The 15,206-nt window shown below is 57.3% G+C and carries 19 protein-coding genes and 1 pseudogene; 8 read left to right on the top strand and 12 right to left on the bottom strand.

Going from position 1 to position 15,206, the window contains the following annotated elements; translation table 11 throughout:
• Positions 1–11 precede the first annotated feature (11 nt).
• Positions 12–803, top strand: coding sequence for an IclR family transcriptional regulator (locus H4W29_RS29425; RefSeq protein ID WP_192732293.1), 792 nt, complete (start codon positions 12–14; stop codon positions 801–803).
• Between the two features lie 41 nt (positions 804–844).
• Here the strand turns inward: H4W29_RS29425 and H4W29_RS29420 are convergent, their stop codons facing one another.
• The 3 genes from H4W29_RS29420 to alr are packed head-to-tail and all read right to left on the bottom strand — an operon-like array spanning position 845 to position 3,635.
• Positions 845–1,693: a TIGR01459 family HAD-type hydrolase gene (locus H4W29_RS29420; RefSeq protein WP_192732292.1), complete on the bottom strand. Its 849-nt coding sequence runs from the start codon at positions 1,691–1,693 to the stop codon at positions 845–847.
• Positions 1,694–1,695: 2 nt separating this feature from the next.
• Positions 1,696–2,556, bottom strand: a complete 861-nt coding sequence (locus H4W29_RS29415) for a DMT family transporter (RefSeq protein ID WP_192732291.1) — start codon at positions 2,554–2,556, stop codon at positions 1,696–1,698.
• Positions 2,553–3,635: an alanine racemase gene (gene alr / locus H4W29_RS29410; protein WP_192732290.1), complete on the bottom strand. Its 1,083-nt coding sequence runs from the start codon at positions 3,633–3,635 to the stop codon at positions 2,553–2,555. Before alr ends, H4W29_RS29415 begins: the two co-directional genes overlap by 4 nt.
• A gap of 162 nt (positions 3,636–3,797) precedes the next feature.
• Here alr and H4W29_RS29405 point away from each other — a divergent pair, with 162 nt between their 5' ends.
• A complete protein-coding gene (locus H4W29_RS29405; protein ID WP_246517506.1) occupies positions 3,798–4,934 on the top strand; it encodes an NAD-dependent epimerase/dehydratase family protein in 1,137 nt (378 codons plus the stop codon).
• Here H4W29_RS29405 and H4W29_RS29400 read toward each other — a convergent pair.
• The 5 genes from H4W29_RS29400 to H4W29_RS34890 all read right to left on the bottom strand — a co-directional run bounded on the left by H4W29_RS29400 (position 4,931) and on the right by H4W29_RS34890 (position 8,082).
• Complete coding sequence (locus H4W29_RS29400) at positions 4,931–5,947, bottom strand: C45 family autoproteolytic acyltransferase/hydrolase (RefSeq protein ID WP_210332386.1); 1,017 nt, start codon at positions 5,945–5,947, stop codon at positions 4,931–4,933. The two genes, H4W29_RS29405 and H4W29_RS29400, sit on opposite strands and share 4 nt — an antisense overlap.
• A 299-nt stretch (positions 5,948–6,246) precedes the next feature.
• On the bottom strand, positions 6,247–6,453 hold the full coding sequence (locus tag H4W29_RS29395) for a hypothetical protein (RefSeq protein WP_192732287.1): 207 nt from the start codon (positions 6,451–6,453) through the stop codon (positions 6,247–6,249).
• Between the two features lie 116 nt (positions 6,454–6,569).
• Positions 6,570–6,992 (bottom strand): type II toxin-antitoxin system VapC family toxin, encoded by a 423-nt coding sequence (locus H4W29_RS29390; protein WP_192732286.1) that lies wholly within the window; start codon positions 6,990–6,992, stop codon positions 6,570–6,572.
• The gene (locus H4W29_RS29385) at positions 6,989–7,243 is read right to left on the bottom strand and encodes a type II toxin-antitoxin system Phd/YefM family antitoxin (protein WP_192732285.1); all 255 of its coding nucleotides are present in this window, start codon (positions 7,241–7,243) and stop codon (positions 6,989–6,991) included. The genes H4W29_RS29390 and H4W29_RS29385 overlap by 4 nt, the downstream gene beginning before the upstream one ends.
• A 389-nt stretch (positions 7,244–7,632) precedes the next feature.
• Positions 7,633–8,082: a glutathione S-transferase N-terminal domain-containing protein gene (locus tag H4W29_RS34890; protein ID WP_376776614.1), complete on the bottom strand. Its 450-nt coding sequence runs from the start codon at positions 8,080–8,082 to the stop codon at positions 7,633–7,635.
• Positions 8,083–8,195: 113 nt separating this feature from the next.
• Between H4W29_RS34890 and H4W29_RS29375 the strand changes: the two genes are divergently transcribed.
• From H4W29_RS29375 to rctB, 6 genes are all read left to right on the top strand, one after another.
• Positions 8,196–8,660 carry a hypothetical protein gene (locus H4W29_RS29375; protein WP_192732284.1) on the top strand — a complete coding sequence of 155 codons (465 nt, stop codon included), beginning with the start codon at positions 8,196–8,198 and terminating at the stop codon, positions 8,658–8,660.
• A 425-nt stretch (positions 8,661–9,085) separates the two neighbouring features.
• Positions 9,086–9,814 (top strand): helix-turn-helix transcriptional regulator, encoded by a 729-nt coding sequence (locus H4W29_RS29370; protein ID WP_192732283.1) that lies wholly within the window; start codon positions 9,086–9,088, stop codon positions 9,812–9,814.
• Positions 9,815–9,889: 75 nt separating this feature from the next.
• A complete protein-coding gene (locus H4W29_RS29365) occupies positions 9,890–10,519 on the top strand; it encodes an acyl-homoserine-lactone synthase (RefSeq protein ID WP_192732282.1) in 630 nt (209 codons plus the stop codon).
• 13 nt (positions 10,520–10,532) lie between these two features.
• A complete protein-coding gene (locus H4W29_RS29360; RefSeq protein WP_192732281.1) occupies positions 10,533–10,742 on the top strand; it encodes a hypothetical protein in 210 nt (69 codons plus the stop codon).
• 302 nt (positions 10,743–11,044) lie between these two features.
• Positions 11,045–11,491, top strand: a complete 447-nt coding sequence (locus tag H4W29_RS29355; protein ID WP_192732280.1) for a helix-turn-helix domain-containing protein — start codon at positions 11,045–11,047, stop codon at positions 11,489–11,491.
• Between the two features lie 738 nt (positions 11,492–12,229).
• On the top strand, positions 12,230–12,589 hold the full coding sequence (gene rctB / locus H4W29_RS29350; RefSeq protein ID WP_192732279.1) for an SMa0974 family conjugal transfer regulator: 360 nt from the start codon (positions 12,230–12,232) through the stop codon (positions 12,587–12,589).
• Between the two features lie 229 nt (positions 12,590–12,818).
• On the opposite strand, the gene H4W29_RS29345 is transcribed toward rctB, so the two are convergent.
• The 4 genes and pseudogenes from H4W29_RS29345 to H4W29_RS29330 all read right to left on the bottom strand — a co-directional run bounded on the left by H4W29_RS29345 (position 12,819) and on the right by H4W29_RS29330 (position 15,204).
• Positions 12,819–13,331 (bottom strand): GNAT family N-acetyltransferase, encoded by a 513-nt coding sequence (locus tag H4W29_RS29345; RefSeq protein WP_192732278.1) that lies wholly within the window; start codon positions 13,329–13,331, stop codon positions 12,819–12,821.
• A 3-nt stretch (positions 13,332–13,334) separates the two neighbouring features.
• The gene (locus H4W29_RS29340) at positions 13,335–13,634 is read right to left on the bottom strand and encodes a type II toxin-antitoxin system TacA family antitoxin (protein ID WP_192732277.1); all 300 of its coding nucleotides are present in this window, start codon (positions 13,632–13,634) and stop codon (positions 13,335–13,337) included.
• Between the two features lie 215 nt (positions 13,635–13,849).
• Positions 13,850–13,987, bottom strand: a pseudogene (locus H4W29_RS29335) (transposase); the annotation flags it as partial.
• A 104-nt stretch (positions 13,988–14,091) separates the two neighbouring features.
• Positions 14,092–15,204: an ABC transporter permease gene (locus H4W29_RS29330; protein WP_192732276.1), complete on the bottom strand. Its 1,113-nt coding sequence runs from the start codon at positions 15,202–15,204 to the stop codon at positions 14,092–14,094.
• Between the last annotated feature and the right edge of the window lie 2 nt (positions 15,205–15,206).

The raw sequence follows: 15,206 nt of genomic DNA, 5'->3' as shown, positions 1-15,206 counted from the left end.
TGAGGACCGACATGGCGAAAGAAGATGTCACCGCGACCGGCACGCAACTGCTCGATAGGGCAGTGGCGATCCTCAAGCTCCTGGGCGAGGGTGGGCAGACGGGACTGACGATGACATCGATCGAGGAGGCAATGGGGTTGAAGCAGCCGACCGTCCATCGCATCGTCACGGCGCTCGAACGTCACGGGCTCGTTGACCGCGAAAGGAAAACCAAGCGCTATCGGCTCGGCCTTGCGTTGTTTGCGATGGGTGCGACCGCGGCCGATGGAACGGGTCTGCGCCAGCTCGCCCGCCCTGCCCTGATGCGCCTTGCAGCAGCAACGGGCGATCCGGTCTTCCTGATGGCCCGCTCCGGTTTCAATGCAGTCTGCGTCGACCGTCAGCAAGGCACCTATATGATCGATAGCCTCACCGGCCATGTCGGCGGCCAGATCCCGATGGGTGTCGGCCCAGCAAGCCAGGCAATCCTCTCCTTCCTCCCCGAGACGGAGATCGATATTGTCCTTGCGACCAACGAACCGCTCTTCAAAAAATATGCCGACTTGACCGTCCGGAAGGTCAAGGACGACATCAGGAAAATCCGCGAGACCGGATTTGCCCTTGACGACGGAGAGCTTGTCGCCGGGATTTCCGCGATCGCCGTGCCGATCCTGCCGCCCGGCCGCGACGCTGTCGCATCGATTGCGATCAACCTGACGAGCGCGCGACTGACAAGAGAGCGTATTCCCGAGCTCGTCACCCTGCTTCTACGTGAGGTTCGAGACATCGAGGCTCAACTCAATCCGCTTGAGAGCGGAGCTTGAGCGCCGTATCTCCTCCTAGATCAGTGCCGCTACCGCAATGCCTAGCCAAGCGATGAAAGAATGAAATCAGGCGCGACGCTGTGCTGCCGGAAGAGATCTCGGAGCATGATACGGTCCATCTTACCGTCACGGGTCAGGCAATTCTTGTGGACGCCAGTCAGCACGAGTGCAGTGTCGAGACCAGCTCGCCTGCCGCCGACAATATCGGTGGCAACGCTATCTCCAATCGCAAGAACCTGCTCCCCAGTCAGGCAAAGAACCTCCAACGCCTTTGAATAAGCCGTCCGATAAGGTTTCCCGTAAGAGATAACGCGTCCTCCAAGCATTTCATAGTCGCGCGCGAGCGCACCCGCACAAATGACCTTCCTGGCACCGATGAGAACCTCGAAGTCCGGATTGGCACAGATCATCGGCAGCTTGCGGGCAATGCAGGCATGAAGAAGCTTGCTTGTCATCGCGTCCTCTTCGGGCCATCCGGTCGTGAGTATGAAGTCCGCCGCCCCTATACTCATCGACGCATTCATTGGCAGCGCCGACAAGAGCTCGGCCAACTCGACCGGTCCGAGGTGAAAATAGGTGGATCCTGCTGGAAATTCGGGAGATTCAGTGAGCGCCTCATAGACGAGCTCGCCTGATGTGATCAGCCCGTGATACAGTTCGCGCCCGATCCCCATCGCCTCTAGACGTTTGGCGACCTCGTCGGATCGTCGGGGTGAATTGGACAGAAGGCAGATTCGAATGCCTTCCTTTCGGAGTAGACCAAGGGTTGCGTATGCCTCCGGGAAGACCGACATCCCGTCATGGATGACCCCGAAAACATCAAGGACTATCCCTCCGTAGCCTCCGACCAGATCCGCCAGCGGGATTATTTCCAGTGTGGGGTCGGCCAATCTCATTCCTCCGTTCGCACCGTTCGGTCTTTTGGCGCCATCAGGTGGACGATCACCGCCATGAGGATGATGCCCCCTCCGACGATTGTTTGTAGGGCTGGTCGTTGATCAAAGGCGAGCCAGACCCACAGCGTCGACAAAGGAACTTCACAGAGTGACAGCAAGGCTGTCTCGGGCGGCGGGAGCATACGCGCACCTTTGGCATAGAGGATCAGGCCGAACGAGATTTGAAAGAGAGCAAAGCACGCAATGACGAATGCCTGTTCGGCGTCAAGAGCAAGGCCCGGTGCCATAGCCGCGCCCGCAAGCATGGCAATTGCGTTCGAAAGCCCCACCATCGGAAGGACCGAAAGGACGTGTGAGCGTTTGAAGGCGATGGTCATCAGGGCCATGAAGATCGTCATAATCAAAGCCAGCCCGTCGCCGGCCAGTCGTATGCCCGACGATGCAGAGCCCGCGAGGATGATCATCGCGCCGAAGGCCACCAACAAGGAAAGGCCGACCGTTCGGCGGCCTACCCGTTCCGCGAGGATCAATCCGGACAGGATGACCGTGATCAGGGGCAGAGCACCGTGAATGACAGCGACGTTTGCAACTGACGTCAATCGCAGCGACGGGATGAAGGCGAGCGTTGCTGCAGCCGAGAGAATTGCCGCAAGAAGCCCCGCGTGATCGAAGCGCAGAAGCGCGAGCGAGGTTTTCTGCATCGCAACGAAGATTGAGGTAAAGACCAGTGCAAACAAGCTGCGCCAGAACAGGATCGCCCACACATTCATGTCGAGAAAGCCCATGAAGAAACCAGCCGTACTAAACAGGCCGGCGGCAAGCAGGATGGACAGCCTTGGCGGCAGTTCGAGCCTCATGCTTCCTTCCCATGCTCTATGGCCAGGTAAGAGCGGCGGCAGGCTGCCCCGACACGCAGCATCACTTCCTGCGCAACAGTGCCGCCAGCACGTGCCATCGCATCGGCAGGCCGATCCTTCGTGATCAACTCGACCCATTGTCCCGGCCGGCAAAGCTGATCCGGTACGTCCGTCAGGTCGATCGCGACATATTCCATGGCAACCCGGCCCACGAGCGGCGCAACATGGGATCCGATCTCCACAATCATTCTGTTTGAAAGAGACCAGGCCAGACCGTGCGCGTAGCCGATGGAGAGTATACCGAGACGTGTGGGTCGGCTCGCGCGAAAGGTGCTTCTGTAGCCCACAGTCGCGCCCGCGTGAACGTGCCTGACATCGACGAGACAGGCTCGCAGCTTGAGGACATTCATAAACGGATTTGGGACAAGGTCTGTGGTGTTCAGGCCGTAAAGGGCTGATCCAAGACGTACGAGGTCGAAAAGGTAAGCCGGCCCGAGGAACAATCCTGCCGATGCTGCCAGACTACGCCGCGTCGGGCCCAGCAGTTCGGAAAAGCAGACGAACCTGTTTTTCTGCAGCTCGTTGAGCGCATTGGCCGGGTCATCGGCGCATGCCAGATGGCTCATGACCAGTACAGGTTGAGGAAGGGATCGGTGCATTAGGCTTCGCACATCGGAAGGTCCCAGTCCGAAGCGCGAAAATCCGGTTTCCAGATTAAGTGCGTAGTCACAACGCCCTTCCGCCGCGGCGACTGCTTCCGCCAGCGTGTTGCATACTGGAACGAACCGGTTCTTGCGACAGGGCTCGGCATGGTCGCGCTTCATTCCGGCCAATACGAAGACGGTCGCCTCCGTCGAGCGATCACGCACACGGTATGCCTCAGAGAGATCGGCCACGAAGAAGGTTCGACATCCGCCAGCGACCAAAGGTTCGATCAGCCTGTTAAGACCAAGACCGTAACCATCGCTTTTGACCACCGCAGCTACGCCCACATCCGGGCCGGCGATCGAGGTCGCAATCGCAAAGTTTCGCTGGACCGCATCCAGGTCAATGACCACTTCTGGGCTGTCTGCGCACATGTGACAAACTACTTTCGGCTGCATTTCAGCGATGGATAATTTTCAGTTGCAATTTACAACAAGCCGACCCATTATACAATCTATTGATGTGTCATCAATGCAATTAACCCTTAGGATGCAAAAGGAGGAGTGACCATGACAAGACATGCCGAACCCCCGAAGATGCTGATCCTCGGTCAAGGCGTTCTCGGTGGCGACGTTCTTGATTTTCTGCTGCAAAGCGACACACGGCTTGCACTCGTCGTCGGCGTACGTAACCCGGAGAAGGCGCTGCACCGCGTCAATCTGGCTCGATACACCGCAATGAATCTCGGACGTTCCAAGCCGGTAGAAATTGAAGCTATCGACCTCATGGACATCGACGCCACAGCGGCGGCGATCGACCGGCTGAAGCCGGACATCATCTTCAACGCAGCAACCTTGCACAGCTGGTGGGTCATCACGAAGTTGCCGACCGAAGCTTTTAAGAGGCTTGATGAGGCCCGAGGCGGTATCTGGACGCCGATGCACCAGGTCCTCGTACGTCGCCTCATGAAATCTGTCCGAATGGCAAACAGCCGAGCGACGGTCGTCAACGCGTCCTATCCTGATGTTGTCAACGCAACGCTCGCGGCCGAAGGACTGGCGCCCGCAGTCGGAATCGGAAATATCGCCAATGCGGTCCCTGGGATCCGGCTCGCTGCCGCTCACATGCTTTCGCTTGATCCATCGTCGATCGAGGTTCGCTTCTTTGCCCAGCACTACCTCAGTTACCGAATGCCTAGCACTGGCGGGACTGATGGCGCGCCCTATCATCTGACCATCTACGCAAACGGGCTTGAAGTTCCGAGGTCCGAGATTGATCACGACGTGCTTTTCTCGCTGGTAGCAGGCCGCTTCCGTCGGCTCAAAGGGCTTGCCGGTCAGTCGGTGACGGCGTCATCTGCGACTGCGATGTTGCTTGCGCTCGCAAACCGCTCCGGCCAGGTAGTGCATGCCCCGGGACCGCTGGGACTCGTCGGCGGTTATCCCGTCCGGGTTTCACCGACCGGGCTTCTCATTGACCTCCCCGGTAAATTGACTCTCGAAGACGCCATAGACATCAACAGGCAATGCCAGCGCTTCGACGGCATTGACAGCGTTGACGACGACGGCACAGTCCGCTTTACCGGCCGATCGGCCGAAGTGTTGCGCGATGTTCTTGGCTATGACTGCGAAGCATACGGGCCAGAGGATTGCGAAGGGCGGGCCGAGGAGCTCGCCGCCCATTTTGCGAATTATGCCCGCAAGTACGGCATGGAAGTCGCAACCGCAGCCTAGGCCATGGCTCGTACCTCGAGCCTGAAACGCCGGTAAGGCGCTCTGTCTGGCCGCCCGAGCGTTATCATCGCCTCCCGCCGACGGCAGTCGAAGATGACTGAAAAGGCGGTTTCGGTATCCTCGCGCTGTGAGGCGGATTTGCATATGGCGTCGGGCGCACCCACCCTGTCCCTGAGGAGCGCCTCGATATCCTGGGCGCTCTCCAGCGGCAGGCGGTTTGCCGCTCGGAGCCGCTCACGGCTCGACGGGTAGAGTTGCGCGACGGCTTCGATGTCCTCCCACACGGCAATCGCAGGCAGGAGTGGGTGGTTGGTATGCCGGATGACTGGATAAGTAACCTCCGCAACGCCGGCAGACGGCGATATTTCCGCTGCTGACAGGGAACCCGTCGCATCGCCAATGACAAAACAGCGTCCGGCCAGATGGTCGCTCTTCCTCAGGACCTCGAGCGCCTCACCGACCGATCCCGTAGCGAGCATGAGACGCCGGATCGCCAGACTTGGCACCCCTTCCTGGCTCTTGTCGACGATGAGATCATTGTTGACGAAGGCAAGCCCGACGCCATTCATGCCGACCCAGCCAAGCGTTCCCGCCGAGGCTATCGTGACGAAGGGACGCTCTGGGTCGTCATGAACGAGCGTTACGAGTTCCTCGCTGCGACACGTCGGTGCATCCCAGTTTTGAGCGACAAAAATCCCGTCGCTCGTCTGCAGACCAACGGAGGTGCAACCCGTCCGGCCTTCGTCGAAATACTCAAAACAGGACAGGAGATAGACGTCGAGAATATCGAGGCGGCTTGCTTCGGCGAGACCCTCCAACTCCGCCGTTAGATCGGGCGCAACGGCACGAAGGTGCGCGAAGGATTTCGCCCCCATGCTTTTGGCGCGGCGCCATTGCTCCGGTGTCGTCGATCTGCGCAGCCTGGCAAAGCCCTCAAGAACCAACTGCAAGAGAAGGGAACCCTGTTGACGGCCTCGCTCGAATGGCGAGCCGGTCAGCCTGATGAATGGCATTTGGGGATGCACGCGATTGATCCATAGATCGTTGAAACTTCAAGTATTCATAATGTGGATTATTTTCCCACACCAGTTGATACCCGCCCCGGCTGTGCGAAACTTCGGCACACCTCATGGGCGAGTTTCTATGGGAACACAGCTTTCTCCGCCGGCCATCCATGATGGCTGGTACGGCATAACTGACGCTGGCGCCGGAAGCCTTTCCGTGCAGTGCTTGATGAGATGCAGGCAAGTGATGCGGTGAATGGTCTGATCGCACGGTGATTGGATCCGTTAGGATCGATTCACAACTGTCGTTAGGCGAGAAGCGGCGGTTTTGCGATTCTGCCGGCAGGAGCACGCAACGCTACCATCTCTATGCCATCGATGCATCGAAGAAAATGGCTCGCTACCATGCGCTCCAGCCGGACTGGATTGGCAGTCGAGACCAGCGCATGGTTCTTGTCTTCAAAATCGAGCCGGGAGTTGTCGACCTGTTCCTCGAGTTCCTTCGCAACACGCAAGCTCGGGGTATCGAGGTCTGAACGGATACGATCCGCTAACGTTAGATCCAGTACAAGTCTGAAGAAATCTTAGGATTTTGCGAAGGGGCGTTTTCTCGTCTGTGTCCGATCCGAGTTCAGTCCAGCCAGGGGTCGATTATGATCAAGTTTGTACCATCGAAATCCTGAACATTCCGTGTGACCACAGTTAATCCATGAACCAGCGCAGTAGCGGCTATCAAAGCATCAGCCTCGTTACGGCGGTCTGGAATATGTAGGTGGGCACAACGCGTAGCTATCGCGTCATCAATTGGCAGAACTCGCTCAGCAAATTCAGGGCGAACCCGGCTATCCATCCATCGCCGCAAGCGAGAACCCTGGTTAGCGTCGCGACGCTGGATGCCTAATATCCCACGCTCAAGTTCTAGGATCGTAATCGCGGAAATGAACAGGTCGTTGGAGTCTTGCGCAGCCACCCACTTCGTAACATTCGGATCGGCTTTCCCGTCGCCAACTTTGCGCAACTCCGAGACGACATTCGTATCCAGCAGATGCTTCAAGACAGATCGACCCCGCGAGGCGCGATTTCGGCCCGAGGTAGATCGAAATCAATGGACGACAAACCGGGCATTGAAAGAGCTTCAACCAGATTGCGGCGCTTACCGGTCAGGCGCTGGAACTCGCTGTAGGTCATCAACACATGGGACGGCTTCCCGCGATCTGTGATAACGACAGGTCCGTTTTGGGCGGCCTTCTTTGCCCTACTGACGTCGTGGTTCAACTCCCGGCTAGATAAACTCGTAATGCTCATAGACCGCCTCCATGTAGGAACGTACCTACACATAAGGTATCATTTGTAGTGAAGCAATATCAAACAACGCTCTTGACGAGATTCGAATTAACGCCCCCCGTGAAATGGAACCGGAAAGCGGCGAATTAGATTGCGACCTTTCCCTGTTGAAGTGCGAGGATTAATATTGAATCGTGCGTGACCGCCTCAGGCCCTCAGTCTTCAACGCTTCGCATCCGGGTTGGTGGCCCGCGTCCAGAGCAGCTTTTCTTTACGCCTGCTCTGCAACTTTAATCTCGCGGCGTGTGGCACGACCCAGATGGCGATCTCTTTGGGACATCAAGGGCTCCACCAACCTGCCGATAAATTTTGATCCGGCAGCGACGTCAACCTCGACGGGTTTGGATGCGTCATGTGGCGCAATTCGAGCGACCGGCGGAAACGCGCTTTCCGCTAGCGCAGCCCTGGAGCCGGTTGCGCCGTCCATACCTCACGTCGTTCCTGTGAGCGATCAGGCGGTAATTGCGGATGCCGTCGGCCGTGCGTAAGCGGTGTTTTTCGGCCGCCTTTCTACGATCCGATAAACGTCCAGGGCATACTCCAATCCTCCCCGCCGGGCTGGATGCACTGCTGAAGCTAGGAACGACATCCACGACACAACACGTGCCTCTGCTTCTGGATCGTCTATGGGCAGTAGTCCCGCATGGAAAGCGTCGGGCCAAATAGAAGAGAATCCCCGCGACTTCTGTGAGAGGCCTGCCGTCAACGAGTAAGACCGGCACTTTGCCCTCGGGGTTGATCGCCAAGTAGGAGGGTTCACGATGCTCTGCCTCGCTATCAGGAATCCCCGATGGTGGCACGTTGATCAATAAGATTAACTCAATTTCAGCAATAAAGAATCCGACAACCTATGAACGGGCTCTGATCAAAGGCGCCACATTACTACGAAACGCAAAATATCCAGGATTCTAATATGGCTAAGCGCATTAAAATTGGGGACGTAATTCAAATTTTAACATCGAAGGGAGTTTCCTACGCCCAGGTCACTCATAAGCATTTGCGCTATGGGCACTTGCTCCGTGTGTTTGATGGCTTTTACGCTGACCGACTTGATAATTTCAGCAAAGTGGTTGCCTCTCCGGTGTTGTTTTCTGCCTTTTTTCCTGTCCAAAAAGCAGTTGACGAAGGCCTAGTGGCAAACGTCGGAAACAGTAGCGTCACCGATGCAAATTCCGTCTTTCCCATCTTTCGGACCAGTGCCCGGGATAGGGACCGGCGGCGGGGGCCCTGGTGGTTATGGAATGGTGAAACGGAAGTGATGCTGAGTCGAGACCTTTCTGATCAGGAAAAGAAATATCCGGTCCACGGTATCATCAGTGCACCGTTGTTAGTTGAGCGAATCGAAATGGGTTATAGAGCGGAGACCCACGATTTGTAGGGTATCGCCTTCTCCGAGGGCTCCGCGTATTAATCGCCCCTCAACCATGAGATACTCTAAATCAAGAGCATAACGATGACGAAGCCGATCTAGTTCATCAAAATCGACAAGGCGGTTCTATACCCGGTCAATGAGCTAGACCGCTGCGATCATTCAAACCTTGTTCTATGCCAGCGCACGCGACATCTCCCTTTTGATACCGTGGGACTGCCCCAGTTTATCCGCAGGCATGCATAACATATTGATAAACAAAGTATTATTTCTTTGGCTACTTCGATGCACAACCACCCTTTACATGTAGGCGCCACGCAAATACAAATACAGGTAGTTCCACTAATGCGATGCAATTATGTGATGTATCACTAATTCTGCGGAGAGCCGCGACGACCCAAGAGTGTCGAAGGTGGTCTTGAGAAGGATAACCAGTGAATCCGTTTCTCACGGATATTTTGGTCGAGTTTCTTGCATGCTGCGACCAGGCCGGAAATCGCGCCGAGCTTGTCCAGGGCGTCGAGCGCGTCACATCATGCCTCGGCATCGATTATGTCGCGATGGCATTCCTGCCTTTGCCGCATGAGCGGCTCGATACATTTCTCGTATGGCAGCAATGGCCGAAGGCCTGGTTTGAACGCTATCTGAAACTCGATTATTTCCACGCCGACCCTGTCGCCAATTTGGTTCGCCAAACCGGCAAGTCGGTGATCTGGTCAAAGGCGTTGGATCAACGAGCCCTGCCGGCAAAGGCCAGACGCATCATGGAGGAAGCCCGTGATTTCGGCCTCGTCGATGGCTTGACGATCCCTTTGCACTCAACAACGGGCTTCGGGGGAATTTTTTCCGTCGCTGGCGCGCAAAAATCGATGACACGACAAGAAACAAAGCTCCTGGAACTTGTTGCAGAACGCGCCTATTGCCGGCTTAACGAACTGGAGCCGCTCCGGCGCCCGCCCGGTCTGCCACCACACATTACCAGATCCGAAAGCGAATGCCTGACACTGTGTGTAGCCGGAAAGACTGACAGAGAGATCGGACGCCTCACTGGACGCTCGCCACGCACCGTCCAGGACCATATTCGGAGCCTGCAGCGGAAGCTGTCCGCAGTAAATAGAGCCCAGCTGGTCGCCGAAGCATTTCGCCGCGGCCTTCAGCACTGAAAACCACGGCAAATTACGGATAGTATTCCCTTATCACCGGTTGCATTGTTCGCACATGCAGCCGGAGTGAGAATTATGTTGCAAATCATCCATGAGTATGACGATCCAGCATTGATGGACCGGGTTTGGTTATTTCGCCACACCCGCTTCGTCGAGCAACTCGGGTGGCAAGCGGTGCGTCGAGCCGACAGACGCGAGCGTGATCAGTTCGATGGTCCTTCGGCAATCCATCTGATCCTCGAACATGAGAAGCGTATTGTCGCCTATTCGCGCCTTCTGCCGACATCCTTCCCGTACCTCGCCGCGGAGTTTTGTCCGCACCTCATGGCCACCCTGCCGGCGGAACGGTATCCCTTCGAATGGACGAGGTGCGCGACAGCCCGCAATGCGCCGACCATCAACGGCATCGGCACCTCGGACCTGCTCATGACCGGTGTCCTGGAATGCCTGCTCGCACTTGGTGCCCGCGGCGTTGTCTTCCTGACCTATCCACGTGTCCTCGCGATGATGCGTCGCAGAGGCTACCAGTTCGACCTGATAGAGACGGTTGCGGAAGAAAATAGCGTCCCAATCCAGCTCGTGGCTGCGAGCGTGTCACGTGACCTCCTGCGATTGCATCGCGACAAATATCGCATTTCTCAATCGCTTCTCTGCTGGAGGGGCAGCTTGGCAGGCGATCGCAAATCCTCGCCCGCAGCGGCGTGAGGGAACCGAGCCAGTGGCTGGTCGCGGCAAGTCGACAATGGATGCCGACGACGCGCGCCGTTTCATGATGGTGACCGTCCACAAAGAGACGGCGCAATTGCTGAAAGCGGTCGAAGAAGTCTGTCGGCGCTATCCGCCGAGCGACGAGCTGAATTTCGTGCGTTACCTGCTGCGCATGATCGTCTCCGAGACGGATCGCGGCAATGGAGTGGATGACTCGTGAGGGCTGCACCACAAGCGCTTTCTCGCCTAAGTTGTTAAGACGTTGTCTTAAGGTTCTTTTCAAACGTGAATCGGGTTGATAGTGTGCAACTCAGGCGATCTGATCGTCTTGGGGCGTGGAAACCCCATTTTCGTTGTTGTGCGCTATGAGCGACTTCTTCGCGACCAATCAAAGGTCGGGGAGCCTGTGGAGTATGCAAGAGGCGTTCGCGCTAAAGTCCACGGGGGCTGCTGACGAAACAGCTTTTCCAACTCCCCGGCGTTTCGATTGCCAGATCATCTGGCCAGCCGGGAGCGCCGTGCATGCAACAGAATGCCTTAGCGGGATCTCTATCGGTCGTTAACGATGCCGTAAGCGATGAGGCGCGCCACCATCTGGTAGACATGGTGGTTGGAAAACGTATCAAGAAACGACGCCAGCAACTGAGGATGTCACAAACCGCGCTTGGTGCGGCGGTCGGCGTTTCCTTCCAGCAGATCCAGAAATACGAGCGCGGTTCCAATCGCGTGAGTTGTTCGGCGCTGTATGAGATGGCGCAGATGCTCGACGTGCCGATGGCGTTTTTTTTCGAGGGCCTGCAGGAACCTGCGACAGCGGGCAACGAGGATCTGGACAGGAAGGCCGTGTTGCGCGAGGAGTTCGTCGCAACGGACCAGGGCCAGAGGCTCGTTGACGCCTTCATGGCAATGCCGAAGAAGATGAGGCCGCGGGTCATATCCTTGCTGGCTGCCTTCGAAAGCGGCGACTGAGCACGCCGGGGCGGCAATTCTTAAGAAGGGCTGTCCTTTTTCCCGGTCGCATGTGTCACCAGGAATGCCTGGACGATGTCGAGCAGATTGCCGAGCGGCAATTCTTCGACCTGCTGCATCAAGCGCCCGCGGTCTCGAACTTTTCCGCTGTCTTGCCCCGGAACTGTGGGGCCGTCGTAAACAAAAAGCTCGAGCGGTGAGACATCGAAGATTTTCGCAGATGCACGAAGCGCGTGACGTGCATCTTTGGCTTCGCCGCGTCGACACGGACCATTTCAAGGCCGAGGTCTCTGCCCCGGGGCAATACAGCCCGTATCCAGCCGATCTTCAGGGGCCGGTGAGACGACGCTTGCAGGCGACATGCGAATTGCCGAGCAGCCATTTGAGTAGTCTTTCGCCAGCGGCCCGCACGGTGCGGCCAAGGCCATTCCCATTTCGGCGTCTACTCAAACGTCTACTGCGGCAGCGCAGGCGTCGATGCCGTCGATCCGGATAGATCTTCCCCGAGCCGGAAACCAGAGATGTCACCGCACATCACCCTACACATCCGTTGATCGCCCCGTAACACGAACAGGCTTGGTGTCTTGGGCCGACCTGACGAGATCTGCCGCGCCGGATACGGGCGACCCACATTTTCGAGATCGCACGCGCCCGAACTGGGGTCCGTGTGAATGGAATTTCTATTCAAGACATAAATCATGAAGCAACTGAGCCGAAGACGGCCGAAAAGGAGTTCCGATGTACAAACATGTCGCCGAGACTTTCGTCGCCGTCGCACACGCGCCAAACGTCGCCGAGAAAATCTGCACGCAGATCAAGGAACTCTGCCGATCGATCCTCTGCGAAGGATCCGACAGGTTTCTGAGTTTTGAGGGTGGATGCGCGGTCATACTGCCCACCGACGATGGCTTGTTTTTTCGGGTTTCCGCCCGGGACCTCATCACATTCTACGGGATTCGAACCCTAATCGAGGGCAGCCTATCGAACTTCGCAACCGTCTCCGACGACGTGATCAAGTGGCTTCAAGCGGACGAGGAGCTGTTTCGTTCGACAAACAGGCGCGCGTCTAGCAATGGGGGCAGGATAAAGTGCTCATAGGCGCTGGGTTTCGCCTGGCGCTTCGCAACTCGACCATGTGACCCGCGCAGACGCTCCCTCCATTCCTCGCGCCGCTCTAGCAACGTAGTGCAAAACTGGCATTTGGCGGAACGCAGACCACTGTCGCGACTGTTCGCTGGGCTCCTGCCACGGTTTCGCACTGCGACCACCCAAGGTCATCTAACCTGCTACGTCTGACTGTCCGAAGTTGACGCTCGCATATAGCGTCCTACTGAAATAGCTCCTCGATGCTCGCCATTGGCAAGAACAGCTTCATTGGTTGCTGAGGTAGCGGGAGAAAACTCTCTCGCTCATAAAACTGGCGAGCGCCATCATCTTTTGCGTCGACAATAACCGCAAACGACGCGATCTCGCTGCGCAAGGATCGATAGAGCGCGTCGGCCAGGAGAAACCGGCCATAGCCCCTGCCTCGATGACGGCGATCGACGGCGAGCCTGCCCAGCAGGGTCGCCGGCACCAACGGATAACGCGGCAGCTTGCGCGTCACTTCCTCCGGCAGTTCAGCGAGCCTCACCGCCGTCGCCGACAAGGTGTAATAACCGGCAATGCTTTCGTCGGCTGACAGTAGGACGAAAGCCGCAGCCATGTTCTTGCGGGCATCCTGACCGGTTTGGACCCTGAGATATCGATTGAGCACCTCCACGCCGCAATCGAACCGAGATCGGTCGTGCTTCGAGTTAAGGACTTCGACATGGAATCCACTGTCGGCAACATCAGTCACGAGTCAGACACCAGTGGCTTGGCGATAGCGGCGCACCGTCTCGCGCAGTCGATCGTTGACAGACGGCGGATTGACCAACGCCTCGACGAAGGTCTGGCTGTCGCGGACGGAAAGATCGAGACGCTGATGTTCCTGGATGGCGCGTTGAGCGGCTTCCTGCACGCTCGTCAGAACGAAATCCGTCACGGACCGGCCCTGCAGAGCGGCAGCTTGTTCGATGAGGTTTTTTTGCTCGGCCGTGACGCGGGTTTCGAGACGCTCATTGCGGACGCGCGGGCGCGATGCGGTTGCTGGTTCGGGCATGGCAATTCTCCTTGTCGCGATTGTACGGCCAATGGCCGGGAAAGTCAAGTATTTTGTTAGAGGGAAAGCTTTTCCCAGCGCCCAGCCAAAATCTCACCGGCAAACAATTTGTCGCTTAAAAGGGCAAGGAGCGGCTAGCCGATTGCCGCCTCCAAAAACAGCTCGCCCAGGGATGGCAGATAGCTGGTTTGAGACGCCAGAAAGCTGCTCAGGTCATCCACCAGGAGCCGCTTCAGTTTCGTATTCTCGTCCTCCAGTGTCTTCAGCCGCTTGGCTTCCGACACTTCCATTCCGCCGAACTTGGCTTTCCATTTATAAATGCTGGCATTGCTCACACCGTGCTTGCCGCAAAGCGCCATGATCCACCTGATCGAACCGCCGCCTTAGGAAAAATTCCGGACGGACTGGTGGCGTCCCGGATGACCCTCGCCGACGGCTCCATTACCGCTCGGTCCGATTATCGCAGAATCTGGCGGAAGCGACGCAGTGAAAAATAGAACAATATCGCGCCGATCACCAGGAGAGCGATGAATTGCGGCCAGACGACGGAAAGATCCGCTCCCCGGAAAAGGACCGACTGGGCCAGAATCACGAAATGCGTGTTGGGGGCTGCGAGCATGATATACTGGATGAACTCTGGCATGCTTTCGCGCGGTGTCATACTGCCGGAGAGAACCTGCAGCGGTAACAGCACCAGCATCAGCAGCAGGCCGAACTGCGGCATGGAGCCGGCAACCGTCGCAAGGAAAATGCCCATGCAGGTGGTCGCAAAGACCTGCAGCGCCGTCGCGCTCAAGAAAAGCGCGACAGAGCCTTCGATGGGTATGTTCAGCAATTGCTGGACGACGACAGTGAGCGCAAAGGCGGCGGCGACCAGCACGACCAGTCCCATTGACCAGATCTTGCTCACCATGATTTCGACGGGTGAGACCGGCATCACGAGCAGATGGTCGATCGTCCCATGTTCGCGCTCGCGAATGAGTGCTGCCCCCGTCAGAATAATCGACAGCATGGTAATCGAGGTGATGATGCTGGATATGGGCATGAACCATCCCTTATCCAGTTGCGGATTGAACCGCGCTCTGAGGACGAGATTGACCGCCGGGTCCGGTGCTGCCCGGTAACGGTTCACGAATTCACTAACCTCGCCGGATACGATCGATTGCACGTAGCCGCCGCCGGTGAAAGCCTGCGACATGCGCGTGGCGTCGATGTTGAGCTGGATCGCCGGGGATCTGCCGGCAAGCAGATCCCGCTGGAAATACGGGGGAATGTTGAGGGCGAAGGTATCGAGGCCGGCGTCCATCCGGCTGTCCATTTCGGATCGCGAGATCAACGGCGGCACGATGAAAAAGGGAGGATAGAACGCCGTGATGATACGTGAGGAGGCCGGCGACTGATCCTCGTCGACAATGGAAAGCGCCGCGTTGTTCAAGGTCTCCGGTGTCGCATTCGAGGCCGTGTATATCGATAGTGAGAAAGAGTAGACGATGAGAAGAAGCAGCATGGGATCGCGCGCAAGCCCGCGCAGCTCCTTGATGCCGAGGTGGAAGACATTGGCGATGCGCATGC

The organism is Rhizobium viscosum (genome assembly GCF_014873945.1).
GTDB classification, from domain to species: domain Bacteria; phylum Pseudomonadota; class Alphaproteobacteria; order Rhizobiales; family Rhizobiaceae; genus Rhizobium; species Rhizobium viscosum.
Note: the sequence above shows the minus strand (reverse complement) of the source record. Positions and strands in the feature narration are given on the sequence as shown.

What these genes read in the sequence shown, in the direction of transcription:
- H4W29_RS29425 (WP_192732293.1), top strand. Translation starts at nt 12, where the DNA reads ATGGCGAAAGAAGATGTCACCGCGACCGGCACGCAACTGCTCGATAGG.
- H4W29_RS29415 (WP_192732291.1), bottom strand. Translation starts at nt 2,556, where the DNA reads ATGAGGCTCGAACTGCCGCCAAGGCTGTCCATCCTGCTTGCCGCCGGC.
- alr (WP_192732290.1), bottom strand. Translation starts at nt 3,635, where the DNA reads ATGTGCGCAGACAGCCCAGAAGTGGTCATTGACCTGGATGCGGTCCAG.
- H4W29_RS29405 (WP_246517506.1), top strand. Translation starts at nt 3,798, where the DNA reads ATGCTGATCCTCGGTCAAGGCGTTCTCGGTGGCGACGTTCTTGATTTT.
- H4W29_RS29400 (WP_210332386.1), bottom strand. Translation starts at nt 5,947, where the DNA reads ATGCCATTCATCAGGCTGACCGGCTCGCCATTCGAGCGAGGCCGTCAA.
- H4W29_RS29385 (WP_192732285.1), bottom strand. Translation starts at nt 7,243, where the DNA reads ATGAGCATTACGAGTTTATCTAGCCGGGAGTTGAACCACGACGTCAGT.
- H4W29_RS29375 (WP_192732284.1), top strand. Translation starts at nt 8,196, where the DNA reads ATGGCTAAGCGCATTAAAATTGGGGACGTAATTCAAATTTTAACATCG.
- H4W29_RS29365 (WP_192732282.1), top strand. Translation starts at nt 9,890, where the DNA reads ATGTTGCAAATCATCCATGAGTATGACGATCCAGCATTGATGGACCGG.
- H4W29_RS29355 (WP_192732280.1), top strand. Translation starts at nt 11,045, where the DNA reads ATGCAACAGAATGCCTTAGCGGGATCTCTATCGGTCGTTAACGATGCC.
- rctB (WP_192732279.1), top strand. Translation starts at nt 12,230, where the DNA reads ATGTACAAACATGTCGCCGAGACTTTCGTCGCCGTCGCACACGCGCCA.
- H4W29_RS29340 (WP_192732277.1), bottom strand. Translation starts at nt 13,634, where the DNA reads ATGCCCGAACCAGCAACCGCATCGCGCCCGCGCGTCCGCAATGAGCGT.
- H4W29_RS29330 (WP_192732276.1), bottom strand. Translation starts at nt 15,204, where the DNA reads ATGCGCATCGCCAATGTCTTCCACCTCGGCATCAAGGAGCTGCGCGGG.